Raw genomic sequence first — 17190 nt, forward strand, 5'->3', positions numbered from 1 at the left:
ATTGTTGATTTTGTTCTAGAAAACAGAACCCGTTACAGGAAAAAGCCCTTTTCTATTTCTTATTATAGCTGATGACCTTATGGCCGTAATATTTTGCCTTTACCTTTATAATACTTATTTTCGGCGGCATTTCTGATTTCAGAAATAAATTCGGAATCCATTTATTTATTATTATGCCCTGTATCCTTTTAACTTGTTACACCTATTGCTCGAACCTCCAGCAATAAAGACTATAGAGTATATGCCCCTGCTTATTCCTTCCATAACTTTATCAGTGCTTGTGTTCCATCATTTTCAGCACCCGCTGAACTAAGTTCCTCATACAGCTCTTTCGCCAATGACAAACCAGGCAATGACAACCCCATCAATTCAGCTTCTTCGAGTGCAATTCCCATGTCTTTGATGAAGTGCTTAACATAGAAACCCGGCTCAAAGTCGCCTGCAACCATTCTTGGGGCTAAATTGGAAAGCGACCAGCTGCCTGCTGCTCCTCCTGAGATGGTCTTCAATACATCCTCAAGATCCAGCCCTGCTTTCTTTGCATATACAAGCGCTTCACATACCCCTATCATATTGCTGGCTATAGCGATTTGATTAGCCATTTTGGTATGCTGCCCGGAACCAGCCCGTCCATGATATCTGATATTGGATCCAAACGCCTGCATGTAAGGGAGTGCTTTTTCATAAACAGCCTCATCTCCGCCCACCATGATGGAAAGTGTTCCATTCTTCGCCCCGGTGTCTCCTCCTGAAACCGGTGCATCAAGCGTATGTATACCTTCGGATTTAGCTCTATTATAAATCTCTTGAGCAAGCATAGGCTTTGAAGTAGTCATATCCACTGCTATCAATCCCTTTTTCCGTTTCGCAGAATACCTTTCTCTCCTAAGTAAATTTCCGAAACATCTTGAGGATAGCCGACAATCGAGAAGAGAATATCTACTGTGGAAGCTAATTCTGCTGGAGACTCACTCCACTCAGCTCCTGCATTTAGAAGCTCTCCTGCTTTCTCTTTAGTTCTTGTATAAATAGATACGTTTCCATACTTCTGCAGGAGGTGAAAAGCCATGCTTTTTCCCATTACTCCTGTTCCAATGAATCCAACTTTCAACGTATTCATATTTACCATTCCCCTTCTTTTAGTGTACTGCTATTATAAAGAATTTTCTGTTTTAATAATACTTTATTGTTTGGCATATAAAATCAAAACCACCATTGAGGACTGGTGGTTTGCCCTGCGGCTTGAATCCTCTCTTACCAGCCTTGGCCAAAAAGGACCACTGATTGATTTTAAAAGCCATTTATCCTCAATGAAAAAACCTTAAGAAATAAGGGAAGAAATTCCGTTTATTTTAAAAAAAGCAACAGAAATAGCTAAATTAAGCGGAGAAATTCCGCTTATATACCCCAGATCGAATGCAGTTTCTCAGCTTAGCCGGAAAAATTCCGCTTAATTAAGATTATTAATGTCCTTCACAGGCAAACCGCCTGCTTGAATGGTATTAAGCGTTAATGAAGCCTGCTTATCCCATCATGAAAGGAGATTTTCTATACTTCGCTATAAACTTGCTGGAACATTAGGCATAGCCAGGGGTTTTCAGAACCATAAAAAAGAGGACCTGCTATGCAGGCCCTCAAAGAAAAGGGGGTTGTAAAAAGAGAATCTCCAACTTTATGCTTAAATATAGAATTCCCTCTTTCATAAAATATTAAACCTATTTCAAAAAAAATTTCCGAATTCACCTCTTTAAAAAAGCGCTTACATCATTTATAATGATTAATGGCTGAAAGAACTAAAGCGGAAGCGCCCTGATTATAAGTTCCTAAGCAAAAAGAAAACCAGGTGCATGAACACCTGGTAAATAGGGGAAATGAGAATGAAAAGGCTAAGTAAGTCTACCGCAGATGTACTACTTATATACCCTCATTTCTCCAAATGAATCGTTTTTTATTTAGGAATGAATAACTTTTTGGACAGCTGCAATTACACTGTCATTCGTATCTAGTCCCAGTACTTCATTAGCAAGGGCTTCCATATCAGATTTATTCAGGTTCCTGATTTGTGAACGTGCTTTCAGGATGGAAGTGGCACTCATAGAGAATTCATCGAGTCCAAGGCCCAGAAGGATAGGTATGGCGATTTCATCCCCTGCCATCTCCCCGCACATTCCAGCCCACTTGCCTTCTTTATGGGCCGCGTCTATTACCATCTTCACTAAACGCAGAATTGCCGGGTTATATGGCTGGTACAGGTAAGAGACTTGTTCGTTCATACGGTCTGCAGCCATAGTATATTGAATTAGGTCATTGGTACCGATGGAGAAAAAGTCTACTTCTTTAGCAAACACATCGGCCATTACAGCAGTAGATGGGATTTCCACCATGATTCCCAGCTCTATGGAATCTGCAACTTTTTCGCCAGCTTCGATAAGGCTGGATTTTTCTTCTTCCAGGATGGATTTCGCTTCCCTGAATTCATTCAGGTTGGAAATCATCGGGAACATGATTTTTAAGTTCCCAAAACTGCTGGCCTTTAACAGTGCCCTTAACTGAGTACGGAAGATGCTTTGTTCATCAAGACAAAGGCGGATTGCACGATAACCAAGGAAAGGATTCATTTCTTTTGGAAGGTCAAGATATGGAAGTTCTTTATCCCCTCCGATGTCCAATGTCCTTACAACTACAGGCTTCTCGCCCATTCCTTCAAGTACAGCCTTGTATGCCTCGTATTGCTCCTCTTCACTAGGCAGTTCCGTCCGTCCCATATAAAGAAATTCAGTACGGTAAAGACCGATTCCTTCACCACCATTATTTCTTACACCTTCCAAGTCTTTAGGTGTACCAATGTTGGCTGCAAGCTCTACGTGAGTGCCATCGGCGGAAACTGTTTTTTCATTGACCAGCTTTGCCCACTCCTGCTTCTGCTTCTCATAATCCTCATAATCTTTCTTGTATTGCTCAACCACTTCCGGCGTAGGATTGATATGTACTTCACCATTCAATCCATCAACGATAACAAGATCACCGTTTTTGATTTCAGACGTAACTTCCTTAGTACCGACCACAGCAGGAATCTCCATAGAGCGTGCCATAATGGCTGAATGGGAAGTCCTTCCGCCGATATCGGTTGTGAATCCCTTGACGAACTCCCTGTTCAGCTGGGCTGTGTCAGAAGGAGTCAAGTCTTCTGCAATGATGATGACTTCTTCTGAAATCATACTTGGATTTGAGATTTGAACACCAAGCAAATGGCCAAGTACACGCTTTGTAACGTCGCGAATATCCGCCGCACGCTCTCTCATATATTCATTGTCCATTCCTTCAAACATAGAAATGAACATATCTGCCGTGTTTTTAAGAGCCGTTTCTGCATTTACCTTTTCATTCTGAATTGTATCTTCTATAGGTGTAATCAATTCAGGATCACTTAAAACAAGTAAGTGGGCATCAAAAATCGCCGCTTTATCTGCACCCAGGTCTTCATGGGCTTTCTCTCTGATTGCTTCCAATTCAGACTTTGAAGTCGAGAGTGCTTCCCTGAAGCGGTTTACCTCACCGTCCACATCTCCAACTTCCTTTTTTCAAAAGAAAGGTCAGGTTCGACGAGGCGATAGGCTTTTGCGATGGCAATGCCATTTGAAGCTGCTATTCCTTTGATCATGCTTGACATTACTCTGCAAGTCCTTCTTTTGTCAGGGTTTCTTCAAGGCTGTTCAATGCTTCATCTTCATCGCTTCCTTCAGTGATGATTGTAATATCAGCGCCTTTGCCTACACCTAGAGACATAACACCCATGATTGACTTAAGATTTACTTTCTTTTCTTTATACTGCAAGTGTACCTCAGAATCAAACTTGCTTGCTGTTTGAACTAGAAGTGTTGCTGGACGGGCATGAATCCCTGTATCAGCTGTAACTGTAAATTGTTTTTGTGCCATGATTAATCTTCTCCTTAAATTTGGTTTATTTTTTCAGCTTATTAAAAGGGTGTGTAATAACCCAATCAAATATTGCTATAATACGGAAAGAACATAAGCCTTTTCAATTTAAAAGAATAGCATGCAATTCAAAGTTTAACAATTGTAAAGCATGATATTTTTATTATTTTCATAAATTAGACATCTTATGACCAAAATCAGGCATTTACCCCTTCTTTATTTTAGCCTTTTCTTCGTAAACTTTGCTGGTGTTTAATAGGTACTTCAATAATTACCCTCTATTTAACTGGAAGTAATCTGGTATGTAATAAAGAAGAGAGCTGCTCTCCACATTTAGCAGAAAACTTTAGCACCAGAAGGAATATCCTGTACTGATGAACCGCCCCCTGCTTCAGGGAATAAGTGATTATTTCTGCCTTTCAATGCGTCCTTATTTAGATTTCCCTCATCAGCCTAAAATAAACGTATTTAAAAGGTGTACAAAAAAATCGCCTCTTTATTCAAAGTCACTGGAAAGTCCAGCAAAGACTAAAAATGGCAGAATCCTGTGTTTTTCGCTTCAGGCAGTATAAGAGAGTGTTGATTTCCGTTCAAGAAACCCGACTCCGCTTGGCGGGCGCCTGATGGAGTAGGCCATATTGCGAAATCGGACTTTCATTTTTTTAGTTAAGTATTAAAGCGATAAAAATAAGGGAACTTTTTTCCGTTAATTGCAATTTCAAGCTGACTTTGGAGTAAAAAAAGGAAGTTTTTTCCCTTATATGATTCAAAAACTCATTATTTTAGTGCATTAAGTTAATTAAGGGAATATCATTCCCCTATTTTAGCTATTTTCAGTGTTTTTTAGTATACAAGGGAACTTTTTTTCTCTATTTACTATCCAAAATACTGAACCGCCTTAATAAGTGCCACTGTCACTGCTCCAAATTTCCTTAACTCAGTATCTTTCCATCGATTTATTGAGAAAGTACCTTTCCTGGCCAGGCAGGCGATTGTTCCATAATGACTTTTAAAAAATTCTAAAGCTAAAGTGATAAGAAAAAAGTCAACGAGGCTGGGGACATAAGTAGAAAACTAATCGATTCAAGTTGAAATAATCGAAAATAAAACCGCTTGAGATCAAGTTTATATACTTGACTTCATACGGTTTCTTTATTTTATTAGGCTCTATTTAAAAGATGTTGCTCTTAAGGTTATTTACCGTTTTTCCTGAACGTAGACGGATTGGAGCGGAAGGTGTGCGACCTCCTGCGGGACTAGCGGGACAGGTGAGACCCCACAGGCAAAGCCGAGGAGGCTCACCGCCCGCCCCGCGGAGTCGTGCACCTGGAGCGGAAATCCATTCTTTTTACTCAGTTACATTCTTTACGAAGAGAGCCTTTTAATAAGGTTTTGTCCCAGCCTCGTTGACTTTTCCTCTGCTTCAATTGCTGCGTGAGTACAATTGAAATTATACCTTCTGCTTATACGCTGCAATCGCATTATAACTGATTCTCGCTTTGGCAATCGTTCCTTTCAGTGCTGATTCATGAGATTCTGATATACCCGTGTAGACATTAACCAGATCACAGACACATCTTGACAGCATTTCAGCGGTCTGTTTTAAATCCTTTTCCTTAAAATGGGCTTCATCCTTCAATAATTCCTCTATTATATCTAACGCAATGCTCTTCACTTTCAATGCCTGCTCCACTTCAATGTTCATTCCTCATTCCCCTTTCTATCAAGTGATTCTACTAAAGCCTATGTCCTTGAGCAGAAAAATAGAACTGATAGAATAGTGAAGGGCTGGAAAAAACATATTGTTTGCTGTCGCGCGGGATCAATCATGAAGCCTGCTGTCTTTTGTAAAAAAGGTCCTGTACCCCAACAGAATGAAAATGATCACAGTCAGTGACACACTTCCCAATATCCCAAGAAGAATGGCAATTTGATATTCGATTGCCAGAAGGGGGCTCACTCCTGAAAGAATCTGTCCTGTCATCATTCCTGGCAGGAAAACAATCCCCATTCCCAGCATGTTATTGATGGTAGGGAGCACCGCTGAATCAAATGCATTATCCACATATGGCTTTGAAGCCACCTGAGGTTCTGCTCCGAGCATCAGTGCACCCTCAATTTCAGCTCTGCTCGCTGAAAATCCTTGCATCAACGTCTTTACACCGAGTGTGATGCCCGTCATGGAGTTTCCAATAATCATACCCGCTATCGGAATGAAGTATCTGGGTTCGTACCATGGAGAGAAATGGATGACGATCAAGTTGAAATACAGCAGGCTCGCAAGGCTCCCTGATAACATCGAGATAGTGATGATCATTTTCATCTGCCTGGACAGCCTTTCTCTTACTTGCTTGAAAACATTTCGAATCGCAAATATCTCCATGATCAAGATAATCAAGATCGTGAGAAGTGGATGTGGATTTTCAAATATGTACGTGAGAATATAACCTGCAAGGATCAGTTGTATGGTCATTCTCAATGTAGCGATGGCGATTTGTTTTTCCCTGGATATTTTCCTTACCTTAACAATCAATAAAAGAACTAGAACAAAAATATATGCTGCTATCAGCCTCGTGAGTTCAATATCGATTATGCCGTCATTCATTCAGTTCACCTGCTTTTTTCTCTATACTGTAAGTGAATTTTTTCCTCGCCAAACCTGTCAGCGACAACCTCGGAATGGGTGACCATGATGACCGTGCCATCCCTTTCCTTAACAGATTGAATAAACCTTTCCATCACTGCCGCTTCAGTTTCTCCATCCAGGGCTGAAGTAGGTTCATCAAGGAGATATGCCGAAGGATTCATTAAAAGGATTCGTGCCAAAGCCAAGCGCTGCTTTTCACCTCCCGATAGTTTTTCAGAGAGATCACTCAATGCCTTTTCCAACATGACCACATTCAAAGCTTCTTTTAAAGCACTGCGGGGAGCAGGGTCCTGCTTCGAAAATTTCAAGCCGATCTGTAAATTATCTTCTATATTTCCCTGAAAAATGACCGGGTCCTGCTGAAGCATGACCACCTGACGCCGAAGCTCCACCGAATCAATTGATTCCAACGGCATCCCTTTATAAAAAACCCGCCCTTCAGTTGGAAGAATCATTTTATTGAGGAATTTAAGAATGGTTGATTTCCCCGCTCCGCTTTGACCCGTAATACAAGTGACCTTTCCTTCTTCAAATTTCATATTTATGGAATTCAGAATATCATAATACGAGACTTTTTCTAAAGTGAACATTTATAATCCCCCCTTTGTGTTTGTATGTTAGTCCAAGGAAGATACTTAAATGGAAATGTACCCAAAAAAAGAGCAGTTATGCTCTTTTGGATTCCTTTAATACTTTTTTCCGGGTATTTTGGCTTTCACATGGTCCACACAATCCTTGAACCAAGCTGCTTTATCAATCGGAACTTCCTTATTTCCGTATCTGACTTCTTCATAGAGACGATAGAATTCCTTATCCGATTGAAGGCCAAGCCTCTTAAGCCACTCTTGAAGAGTTTCACCATTTAATCGGTACATTCCATTCTTTTCTGCTAGTTTTTCCAATGAAAGAATTTCCTTTCTTATTTCACTGTCTGCAGTTGAATACCAAGTATTGGTTGATTGGCTATCTTTCTCTGCTATGGCTGATTCCTTACGCGATGAATAGCCGGCATATTTCTTTGGGCCTTCTTCTTCCACCCAGCCTTTGTTCCTATAGCGCCTCCATATATATATCAATATGACAAGAACCAAGACAACAATCAGAACTTCATTCCACCATGAAAGGAAGAGCCTGCTGCTGTTGTCCTCAAGTAGTTCGGGAGTTACTTCATAAGGCATATCAGGTCTTCTTAAAGATTGAAGCCCCTCTGACATTCCCTTAGGCAGCAGTCCCATAAACCAGTTAATCAGCTGCCATAATGGATCAACCAGAAAGGACACGACCCAAAACACCCCGCCCATCAGGTAATGAATTGCACTGCCGACTGTATCACTCACTAATGCAAGGACAGCGGTCAAGATGGATAAGAGTCCGGTGAAAAGCAAGGGCAGGACAGCAGATTTCACTCTGGTTGTTTTCCTTGTATGCCCTGCACTTTCTGCAACTCTTACTAAATATGTACCTCCGCTGTAAAGGAACATTCCACCCAAAAATATGAAAAGAATGATTGCTATAGTTTGCTTTTCATAGATATTCTGAAAAACGTATGAAGAGAGGGTGATAATCAAGAAAGCCAGCATATACCCGCCGCTCACCTCATAGCGTGAGTCTCTTTCCTCCTCAAGGTGGGTCGAAGTCCTCCAGTGCAGCAAGAACAACAGGAACAGTGAGAACCACCACGGCAGTCCGAGAAAAAATTGATCAATCAGAAATAGGGTCGCACTTATTCCAAGAAAAGCTGCATTGAATTTTCTGCTGGATTCAAAACCTGCCCATACCAATGGCAAAGTGATCACCAAAGCAAGGAGCAGGAAGGGAAGGACTTCCCCGAGGAAAATAGTTTCAGTTGTAAAAAAAGTGAGAAAAGCCAGCAGCAGCAAAGTATCCCCCATTAATTTCACCGAAACCCGTGTAACATACGCATTTCTTCTCAGGCGAATTTCCGGCTGTGCTGTTTCCATGTTCTCAAAACTCCTTGTTCTTTTATATTTTCCAAGAGGAAGACTGAAACATCCCTCTGGCTTATTATTGATAATAACTTTTCACTTTCATAATCCTGAATTCCGGCAGAAATGAGCACCGGAGGAACGTGGTGATGCATTATCAAGTATTGGTACATGATACTGAATGGAAAAGTCACATCTTCCACAGAAAGGACCGACAGCATTTCCAGCGCTCTTTGACGCTGCATCCTGCCTTCTCCGATCGGAAGGTAATAGAATGGTGTCCTGTTCAACGAACGAACGTTTATGGCAAGTGAGAATGGGATGTCGTTCCTTGCAGCCATATCGATCATATACGCTGTCCGTTCAATCAAATCTTCCAATTCTCCAGTGATTGAATACTGCGAAGAAATATTAAGAGTGATCAGCCAATTCCGGCTTGTTGCGGGAGAATTAACTTTCGTCTGAAGTGACTGCATCCTTGCCGTCGCTTTCCAATTGATGTCGGCAAAACTGTCCCCTGGTGAATAATCTCTGGTTCCAACAGGCTGAAAAGGATCCTTGAATAATGAATCATGAACAGTAAATAATCCTTGTGTTTTTGAATGGGCTGAAGTAAAACCATCAACCGTTTGTTTCTGCGGAAACACAAGCAGTTCTGTTTTTACAGGCTTTTTGTATTGCATGTGCACCTCCCCGCTGCCAAACAGATTCGGGATTTCCACAAACATCTTATCAATCTTAGCCAGTCCTCTCCGTTGTGCTTTAACCGGGAACTCAATACATATGGATTCATGTTTATTAATGGAAAATGGAACCCTCATCTCAATGATTCCGCCTGGGAATTCATCGTAGGCAGCTTCCACCGGATGTACCACATCATTAAACCGAAGGATCAATGAACCATTTAAAATCGGCATTCCGCCATTCCTGAAGGTAAAAGACCAGACACCCTGGTCCCCTTTATTGAGCTTCTCTCTGGATCTTTGATTTTGAAATGCAAGCTTCTCTCCTGCTTTATTTATGTATACTTGCGCACTGTAAAATATAAGAAACGAGATCAGGAAGATCAGCAAGAGAAAGACATTTTGAAAGAAGAGTCCCAGCAATGCCAGTATCAGGCTTAAGAAGGTACAGACAGTTATTGATTGCAGTTCAGTCGTTTCTCTGCTCCACTCCACAATCACACCCTCGATTCCACCGGAACTACGATTTCTTCTATCAGCTCTTCCATGATACCTTCATTAGTTTTAGTCAGCGAGGCTTCCGGAGTCAAAGAAATTCTGTGGCTCAGTACATATTTTGCTGTCTTTTTAATATCCCCAGGTGTTACGTACTCTCTACCCTTAACATAAGCCATCCCTTGAGCGGCACGCATCAACGCCAGGCTTGCGCGGGGGCTTACTCCCAATTCTATCAGCTCATGTTCCCTGGTTTTTCTGACAATCTGCAGGATGTAGGATTCTATATCCTCTGAAACATGAATTTCCTTTACTTCTCTTGCACATTTGTTAAGTTCTTCTGGAGTAATAACAGGATGCAGATCATTCAGAGGCTGTTTATACTTAAACCTCCTTAACATTTCTCTCTCACTCTCAAACTCTGGATAGGCAATCGGAACCTTCAACAAAAATCTATCAAGCTGCGCTGCCGGGAGCGGAAAGGTGCCTTGCTGTGACTCAACTGGATTCTGCGTGGCAAGGACTATAAAGGGCTCTTCCAGCTTCAGGGTTTCACCTTCAATTGTCACCTGTTTTTCCTCCATGACTTCCAGAAGGCTTGATTGGGTTCTTGGAGTCGCCCTGTTTATTTCATCCGCTAGAAGCACATTTGTCACGACCGGACCAGGCCGCAGTTCAAACTCGTTTTCTTTTGGATTGAAATAGTGGATACCTGTCACATCACTCGGAAGTACGTCAGGTGTAAACTGGATTCTGCTGAAACTCGATTGAATACATGCCGCAAAGGATTTCGCCAGCATGGTTTTCCCAGTTCCCGGTACACTTTCAAATAATACATGCCCTCCCTGCAGCAAAGCGATACTTAACAATTCTATTTCATGATCCATACCGATCATTACTTTTCCTATCTCGTCTTTCAATTTCTTGACAAACACGTTGACTCCCCCAATTATCTTTTTTTTCATTATATCAAAAAAATAATATCAAATACTTAATTTTCTAAATAATCGTAACGATTCTATACAGGAAAAAGATGTTCCGTTAAAATGGATGTAGTAAGTTTAGGGCAGGTGAACAAGTTGAAATCATTTAAGCGTGAAGAGTCATTTCGTTATACTTTTAACACGCCACTACCGGGCAGATTCAAGCTGCTGGTCAATCAAGGTGAGGATTATTCCTCAACGAAAGAAGGGGCCTTGTTTGTCCTTGATTTAAGCCCCAAAGGGATGCGTTTTAAAACTGAATACACATTGCCGATCGACCGTCTTGATTTTGAGATGGAAATTAATTTTGAAATAATGGGGCATTCAATCAGCATGTCCGGGCATCCAATTTGGAGGAAAGGCGCTGGAAAAGAAATGTACTACGGATTTACTTCTATTGAAGATGCTGAAACAGAGGAATTAATCGTTAAAACGTTGAAAACCTATTCAAAGGAAGCCAAAAAGAAGCAGTGAAGTCAGCTGCTTCTTTTTGCTAGAAAAAATATTTACAAAATATTTAAACTATTCATAAATTTTATAAATAACCGGCGTCTATGATGGAATAAACCATCATAGGAGGAACTCAAAATGCTTTGGAATATTGCTGTCTGCATTTTATTTGTGGCGATCATTGGAGTCTGTAATATCTTATTGCTCAAGAAACATTAGAAGATTAATGTTCATATATCATTTTTCTTGTCATTCCTCCATCGATCACCAGATTCTCGCCAATGATAAAATTATTTTCCTCATGGCATAAAAACAGGCAGGCTCTTGCCACATCGTCAGGTGTACCTACCCGGTTAGAAGGATGCTGAAAATGATCTTTTTCCCTAAGGCTATCGTAATCACCCGTTTCAATCCAGCCTGGACTGATACTGTTCACCCTTATATTATACTCACTGAGCGTCATTGCCAGAGAATGGGTCAATGAGACAATACCGCCTTTACTTGCAGAATATGCCTCAGTATGAGGCTCAGACATCGCTGCCCGTGTCGAGGCCATATTAATTATGCTTCCTCCAAATTCCTTCATCAGAGGGGCAGCTTCCTTGGAAAGATAGAAGACACTGCTTAGGTTGGTTGAAATCACTTCGTCCCAATCTTTTTCTTCCATTTCCCAAAAATTTTTGAACTTGGAGATCCCAGCATTATTAATCAAGACGTCCACTTTGGAGTAACTGTTTTCTACATCAGTGAACAACTTTTTAACTTCTGCATAATTACCTACGTTGCACTTCTTAAAGATGACAGATTTCCCTTCACCTTTAAGTTCCATGGAAATTCGAGTGCCCTCGTCTTCCTCTTTATCTACAAGAATCACAGTATAGCCCTCCCGGCTGAACCTTTTGACAATAGCTTTTCCTATACCGTTCGCCCCGCCTGTTATAATGGCTACTTTATTTTCCCTCATTCATATGCCTCCTTTTAAAGTAATCTTTCCAAATACATTCCCAGCTAAACTTTGCTGCTCTTTATATGAAGTGCCATACTTCCCTTTAGCTCCTGGTAATGAAGAAGGGAAGCTATAAAAAAAGCCATACAGACAAAAGAACAAAAGCGCACTCGTCTCGGTCAGCCCCGGCAGGAAAATGTTCCAAAAAGAAAAAAAGCGGTCTTTCCTTTTATTCTCTTTGGGTTATTCTACCCGAGCATTCAGGCGCTGAAGCTGGACGTGGCTAGCAAAGTTAAAAGTTGTTCACAAAGATGAATTTTATCATTTCCTAAGCAATAAAAAAGTCTGCCAGATGACGGCAGACTCAGCTTCGCGGCTTATCCATATATGTATAAATGATGTCGCCCCCCTGCTGGGCAATTCCGCGAAAAAATTTAAAATCATTTTGTGTAATCAAGACATTCCTGAATTGGAGGAAATCAGACTTACTAACCCTGTATTCATCAATCCCTTTGTTTCTTAATTCATCAAGAACCGCTGCTATTTCCTGCTCTTCCATATGATTCCCCTTTCTGACATCCATCCGCTTTGCGGGCTGCCTTTTTTAGAGTGTAATGGATTTTCCTATAATAGTTTAGCACGCTGTTCAAGTTCTGCCTATTATATAATTCTTTCATCTCCTTATAGCTAAGCGGTCAAAGAAATAATTCTAATATTAACAGACTATTATAATAATATTATGATAAAGTTCTTTACCTTTTGGCTATTTTGAGGCAAACTGTAATTAATTGTTTCTGAAACTTTTGACAAAGGAGAGAGATTAGTGAAGAAAGCAGAAGTGGGTAACCTGATTGAATTTAAAGATGGCCTAAAAGGGATCGTTGAGAAAGTTAATGAAAACTCCGTCATTGTCGATCTGACTTTCATGGAAAATTTCCGCGACCTTGAACTTGAAGAAAAAACTGTGGTTAATCATAAAAATTATAAAATCATTGAAGCATAGTGTATAGAAATGCCTGGTATACTTCAAAGATATACCAGGCTGTATTTGCCGGATCTCGTTCTTTTCAGTAACGAGATCCCCGAAAAGAACGATTTTATTTCCCTTAACTCAGGGAGGTTCCTCTTCCTATTTCTTTTCCTTTGAAATGCTCGCGCCTTCCAACTCCTTGAACGACTCCACTTTTCCATGCGGATGCTGATCCTGCTTCCTTACATTCCACTGTCTTTCCTTTTCATGTTTTGATTTCGTCATATGAGTTTCCTCCTTTTTCATTCTCTCTTTAGAGTGGCCTTTACACCAAAGGTTCATGCAAATACTATAATTTATCTCCTGAAGGCTTCATCCATAACAGGATAATGAACAGCAGGCTTAAATAGCCGAAAAGCGGATATAGATAAGATAGAAGCTGACTGTATTCAAAAAAGCTGAGAAGATAGATGATGACAAAAATAATGAGAGTGATGAAAATCCTTCTTCCGTCCCAATAATTAGCCATCTGCTGTTCCAAACCAAATACCCCGCCGATTATAGAGGTGAATATCTCGCCAAATATAATAAAAATATAGATGCCGTACAAGCTTCCTGCCATGCTTTTCATCACTATGGCCATCGGAATTTCGTAGGAAGTTACATCCGGTATCATAATGAGAGTAAAATGGCTAGATATCAATATGATCGTTAACAGTATCCCTCCTAGAATCCCTCCATACTTTACCGTTTTGATATCCTTCACTTGTGCTGCCACAGGTACCAGGACTGCCTGAGCCATGGCAAGGTTGAATGCAGCATAAGAAAACGGGCTTATGACCGCTTTCCAGCCATCATCCGCGTGCGGAATCTTTAATAATGACTCAATGAAATCAGGCTCAAAGATATTTGCCAGCATGATGGAAATATTAAAAATGATCATAATCGGCACTACGAGGGTATTGACCGCAAATAACCCTTTCATTCCAATCATCATAACGATGAAGCCCAGAAAGATTGACAGCAGCACCCCTGTTTGTTTATTCATTTCAAGCTGCTCCTCGAAAACCGCACCCGCTCCAGACAACATGACAGCTGTTACGCCAAGCAGCATGAGCATCATCAGGATGTTCATAAATTTCGAAAACCATTTCCCGAACAGATACTCATTAAATTCTTCATAAGATTTAGCTTTGATTTGGTGCGCCTTCACCATGATTTTTGCTCCGAGAAAGATAAATAAATAACCACTGATTAAGATGCCGACCAATCCAATAAAGCCGAAACGTGTAAAAAACTCGACAATTTCCCTTCCAGTAGCAAAGCCTGCCCCTATAATTGTCCCTACATATACGGCGGCCAATTGAAATATACCGCTCCATCTCTTCATCTATCACACCCCACATTAACTTGCTGCACTTTTTGAATCCTTGTACAGATTAAAATTCCAACCTGCAGCCGCTATTTAACCTTATGTACAAGCAGGTGGATTAAGAAGTACAAATCCCACACTCAAAGGAGATAATTTCCAAAGCAAAAATCTTGAAAGTCAAAATTAGTCAAAGTATAATTTATGTAAGGTCAGTAATGATCAAACATTTTAAAAGACTCATCCTTGTTTATATAGATACACTCAGAAAGCCCATCAAGATATTTTAAAAGGAGGAACCCTTAATGATTTGTCAAAATTGCAATGAAAAAACAGCAAAAGTAAATCTTCAGTTTAATATCAATGGTCGCAAAAAGTCTTTATTTCTCTGTCAAGAGTGCTACTCCCAGGAGAAAGAATTGATTAATACCGGCCATAATCCTTTCCAGAATTTTTCCGGAAGCCAAGGGTCAGCTGGTAATCAACAGGGGGCACCTCAGCCTGCCGCTCAAAAGAAAAGGCAAGAGGAAACCTTCTTGGACCAATATGGAAGAAATTTAACCCACCTCGCCAAAGCAGACCTTATCGACCCGGTGATAGGGCGTAATGATGAATTGGAAAGAATGATAGAGGTCTTGAACCGCCGAAATAAAAATAATCCTGTACTAATAGGTGAACCTGGTGTTGGGAAAACAGCTATAGCTGAAGGACTGGCTATCAGGATTGCGGAGGGACATGTTCCCTCAAAATTACTTAATAAGGAAGTCATCCTCCTTGACGTTGCTTCTTTAGTGGCTAACACAGGAATCCGCGGCCAGTTTGAGGAGCGGATAAAAGCTCTTATCGAAGAACTCCAAACCCGTAAAAATATTCTGTTGTTCATAGATGAAATCCATTTGATTGTAGGCGCAGGATCTGCTGAAGGAAGTATGGACGCAGGAAATATCCTTAAGCCTGCTCTAGCACGTGGAGAGTTACAATTAATAGGGGCAACAACTCTGAAGGAATACAGGCAAATTGAAAAGGATGCAGCATTAGAAAGACGATTCCAGCCGATTCACGTAAAAGAACCTTCTGAAGAAGCGGCAATCAAAATCCTTAAGGGCCTTCAAAAGAAATACGAAGATTTTCATGAAGTGAAATATAGTGATGAAGCCATCGAGAGCTGTGTCATCCTCTCGAAACGGTACATCCAGGACCGCTTCTTGCCTGACAAAGCAATTGACCTTCTCGATGAAGCCGGTTCACATGAAAACCTTCGTCAGGGAAAAAAGGATAGAAATGACGTCCTCGGCAGACTATCACAAATAGCAGTAGAAAAAGAGAATGCACTCTCAAATGAAAACTATGAGCTTGCAGCCAAGTTAAGAGATGAAGAAATTGAATTGGAAGAGGCTTTACAGTCACAGGACGAGAAAGAACATTCTGTGGTAAACGCTGAGCTGATTCAAGAATTAATTGAAAAGAAAACCGGGATTCCAGTCGGCAAGCTCCAAGAAGATGAACAGCAAAAAATGAAAGAACTACAAATGCATCTTAGCAATCAGGTCATAGGGCAAGAGGAAGCTGTTAAAACGGTATCCAAAGCCATCAGGAGAAGCAGAGCCGGACTCAAGAACAAAAACCGTCCAATTGGGTCATTCCTGTTCATCGGCCCTACCGGCGTTGGTAAAACTGAATTATCCAAAACGCTTGCCAAGGAGCTGTTTGGTACTTCTGATAGTATGATCAGACTGGATATGAGTGAATATATGGAGAAACACAGTATTTCCAAGCTGATTGGTTCTCCTCCCGGCTATGTAGGACATGAAGAAGCCGGCCAGCTTTCAGAGAAGGTGCGCAGAAATCCTTACAGCATCATACTGCTCGATGAAATTGAAAAAGCACATCCTGATGTCCAGCACATGTTCCTGCAGATTCTTGAAGATGGACGATTGACAGACAGCCAAGGCAGAACTGTCAGTTTCAAGGATGCTGTCATCATCATGACAAGTAATGCTGGTGTCGGAATCAAAGAGAAACACGTCGGTTTTACCAGCCACACAATGAAGGAAACTTCTATTCTGGACAATCTTAAGGATTATTTCAAGCCGGAGTTCCTTAATCGATTTGATAATATAGTGGAATTCAATTCATTGAATACTGATGATCTAAAGAAAATCGTTGATATTCTATTGAATGAACTTTACTCTGTACTTGAAGAACAGGACATTACTTTAACCGTTACCGACGAAGCCAAAGAAAAGCTGGTGGAGGATGGTTATCATCCGGACTTCGGGGCACGCCCCCTGCGCCGAATCATACAAGAGAAGCTTGAAGACACCATTGCAGACTTTATTCTGGATCACCCTGATAAAAAACAAATGACTGCAGTCTTGGAACAAGGAGAAATTATTGTCAGGTAAGCACAAAAGCGGAAGCGCCTTGAACAGCCCCGACAGGTAAATGTTCCGGAGCGAAAAAAGGCGCTCTTCCTTTTTATTCGCTTCGGGTTATTTGACCCCGAGGGGCTAGGCGCTGCAGCTGGACGATACAAAAGCGGAAGCGCCTTGAACAGCCCCGACAGGCAAATGTTCCGGAGCGAAAAAAAGGCGCTCTTCCTTTTATTCGCTTCGGGTTATTTAATCCGAGGGGCTAAGTCCGTTCCGGTTGGTGCGTACCCTCGGGCGCTGCAGCTGGACGAAACAAAAGCGGAATCTGCCGGCTCGACTCCGATAGGCAATTGTTCCGAAGTGTCCCAATGGGTACGGATCCTCGCCAGCTGC

General features: G+C 41.2%; 15 protein-coding genes and 2 pseudogenes. 4 read left to right on the forward strand and 13 right to left on the reverse strand.

Annotated elements, in window-relative coordinates; translation table 11 throughout:
- Positions 1-251 precede the first annotated feature (251 nt).
- The 9 genes and pseudogenes from B9Z54_RS14040 to B9Z54_RS14080 form a co-directional block, all read right to left on the reverse strand.
- Positions 252-1120, reverse strand: a pseudogene (locus B9Z54_RS14040) (NAD(P)-dependent oxidoreductase).
- Positions 1121-1952: 832 nt separating this feature from the next.
- A pseudogene (ptsP, locus tag B9Z54_RS14045) lies at positions 1953-3670 on the reverse strand (phosphoenolpyruvate--protein phosphotransferase).
- Positions 3670-3936: a phosphocarrier protein HPr gene (locus tag B9Z54_RS14050; protein ID WP_113928990.1), complete on the reverse strand. Its 267-nt coding sequence runs from the start codon at positions 3934-3936 to the stop codon at positions 3670-3672. Before B9Z54_RS14050 ends, ptsP begins: the two are co-directional and overlap by 1 nt.
- A 1450-nt stretch (positions 3937-5386) precedes the next feature.
- A complete protein-coding gene (locus tag B9Z54_RS14055) occupies positions 5387-5641 on the reverse strand; it encodes a hypothetical protein (protein WP_113928991.1) in 255 nt (84 codons plus the stop codon).
- Between the two features lie 117 nt (positions 5642-5758).
- On the reverse strand, positions 5759-6541 hold the full coding sequence (locus B9Z54_RS14060; protein ID WP_113928992.1) for an ABC transporter permease: 783 nt from the start codon (positions 6539-6541) through the stop codon (positions 5759-5761).
- 5 nt (positions 6542-6546) lie between these two features.
- Positions 6547-7173: an ABC transporter ATP-binding protein gene (locus B9Z54_RS14065; protein WP_113928993.1), complete on the reverse strand. Its 627-nt coding sequence runs from the start codon at positions 7171-7173 to the stop codon at positions 6547-6549.
- A gap of 96 nt (positions 7174-7269) precedes the next feature.
- On the reverse strand, positions 7270-8544 hold the full coding sequence (locus B9Z54_RS14070; RefSeq protein WP_113928994.1) for a hypothetical protein: 1275 nt from the start codon (positions 8542-8544) through the stop codon (positions 7270-7272).
- Positions 8514-9707, reverse strand: a complete 1194-nt coding sequence (locus B9Z54_RS14075; RefSeq protein ID WP_205207716.1) for a DUF58 domain-containing protein — start codon at positions 9705-9707, stop codon at positions 8514-8516. Before B9Z54_RS14075 ends, B9Z54_RS14070 begins: the two co-directional genes overlap by 31 nt.
- A gap of 2 nt (positions 9708-9709) precedes the next feature.
- Complete coding sequence (locus tag B9Z54_RS14080; RefSeq protein ID WP_113928996.1) at positions 9710-10672, reverse strand: AAA family ATPase; 963 nt, start codon at positions 10670-10672, stop codon at positions 9710-9712.
- An 81-nt stretch (positions 10673-10753) separates the two neighbouring features.
- On the opposite strand from B9Z54_RS14080, the gene B9Z54_RS14085 reads away from it, so the two are divergent.
- On the forward strand, positions 10754-11164 hold the full coding sequence (locus B9Z54_RS14085; RefSeq protein ID WP_113928997.1) for a PilZ domain-containing protein: 411 nt from the start codon (positions 10754-10756) through the stop codon (positions 11162-11164).
- A 199-nt stretch (positions 11165-11363) separates the two neighbouring features.
- Here the strand turns inward: B9Z54_RS14085 and B9Z54_RS14090 are convergent, their stop codons facing one another.
- Both B9Z54_RS14090 and B9Z54_RS14095 read right to left on the reverse strand, forming a co-directional pair.
- Positions 11364-12104, reverse strand: coding sequence for an SDR family NAD(P)-dependent oxidoreductase (locus tag B9Z54_RS14090; RefSeq protein ID WP_113928998.1), 741 nt, complete (start codon positions 12102-12104; stop codon positions 11364-11366).
- Between the two features lie 346 nt (positions 12105-12450).
- Positions 12451-12645, reverse strand: coding sequence for a hypothetical protein (locus B9Z54_RS14095; protein ID WP_113928999.1), 195 nt, complete (start codon positions 12643-12645; stop codon positions 12451-12453).
- A 264-nt stretch (positions 12646-12909) separates the two neighbouring features.
- Between B9Z54_RS14095 and B9Z54_RS14100 the strand changes: the two genes are divergently transcribed.
- Positions 12910-13089, forward strand: a complete 180-nt coding sequence (locus B9Z54_RS14100; protein WP_113929000.1) for a YkvS family protein — start codon at positions 12910-12912, stop codon at positions 13087-13089.
- Between the two features lie 126 nt (positions 13090-13215).
- Here B9Z54_RS14100 and B9Z54_RS25760 read toward each other — a convergent pair whose 3' ends face one another.
- Complete coding sequence (locus B9Z54_RS25760; protein WP_240189929.1) at positions 13216-13341, reverse strand: DUF6254 family protein; 126 nt, start codon at positions 13339-13341, stop codon at positions 13216-13218.
- Positions 13342-13405: 64 nt separating this feature from the next.
- Positions 13406-14446, reverse strand: a complete 1041-nt coding sequence (locus B9Z54_RS14105) for a YkvI family membrane protein (RefSeq protein WP_113929001.1) — start codon at positions 14444-14446, stop codon at positions 13406-13408.
- A 284-nt stretch (positions 14447-14730) separates the two neighbouring features.
- Between B9Z54_RS14105 and B9Z54_RS14110 the strand changes: the two genes are divergently transcribed.
- Together B9Z54_RS14110 and B9Z54_RS24880 are read left to right on the forward strand one after the other, a co-directional pair.
- Positions 14731-16830, forward strand: coding sequence for an ATP-dependent Clp protease ATP-binding subunit (locus B9Z54_RS14110; RefSeq protein WP_113929002.1), 2100 nt, complete (start codon positions 14731-14733; stop codon positions 16828-16830).
- A gap of 165 nt (positions 16831-16995) precedes the next feature.
- A partial coding sequence (locus B9Z54_RS24880; protein ID WP_162785219.1) for a hypothetical protein occupies positions 16996-17190 on the forward strand: 195 nt, incomplete at its 3' end.

The sequence above is a fragment of the Bacillus sp. P14.5 genome, assembly GCF_003316765.1.
Classification (GTDB): Bacteria; Bacillota; Bacilli; order Bacillales; family Bacillaceae_B; genus Rossellomorea.

Coding starts and splice junctions, on each gene's coding strand:
- B9Z54_RS14050 (WP_113928990.1), bottom strand. CDS start 3,936: ATGGCACAAAAACAATTTACAGTTACAGCTGATACAGGGATTCATGCC.
- B9Z54_RS14055 (WP_113928991.1), bottom strand. CDS start 5,641: ATGAACATTGAAGTGGAGCAGGCATTGAAAGTGAAGAGCATTGCGTTA.
- B9Z54_RS14060 (WP_113928992.1), bottom strand. CDS start 6,541: ATGAATGACGGCATAATCGATATTGAACTCACGAGGCTGATAGCAGCA.
- B9Z54_RS14065 (WP_113928993.1), bottom strand. CDS start 7,173: ATGTTCACTTTAGAAAAAGTCTCGTATTATGATATTCTGAATTCCATA.
- B9Z54_RS14070 (WP_113928994.1), bottom strand. CDS start 8,544: ATGGAAACAGCACAGCCGGAAATTCGCCTGAGAAGAAATGCGTATGTT.
- B9Z54_RS14080 (WP_113928996.1), bottom strand. CDS start 10,672: ATGAAAAAAAAGATAATTGGGGGAGTCAACGTGTTTGTCAAGAAATTG.
- B9Z54_RS14085 (WP_113928997.1), top strand. CDS start 10,754: ATGGATGTAGTAAGTTTAGGGCAGGTGAACAAGTTGAAATCATTTAAG.
- B9Z54_RS14090 (WP_113928998.1), bottom strand. CDS start 12,104: ATGAGGGAAAATAAAGTAGCCATTATAACAGGCGGGGCGAACGGTATA.
- B9Z54_RS14095 (WP_113928999.1), bottom strand. CDS start 12,645: ATGGAAGAGCAGGAAATAGCAGCGGTTCTTGATGAATTAAGAAACAAA.
- B9Z54_RS25760 (WP_240189929.1), bottom strand. CDS start 13,341: ATGACGAAATCAAAACATGAAAAGGAAAGACAGTGGAATGTAAGGAAG.
- B9Z54_RS14105 (WP_113929001.1), bottom strand. CDS start 14,446: ATGAAGAGATGGAGCGGTATATTTCAATTGGCCGCCGTATATGTAGGG.
- B9Z54_RS14110 (WP_113929002.1), top strand. CDS start 14,731: ATGATTTGTCAAAATTGCAATGAAAAAACAGCAAAAGTAAATCTTCAG.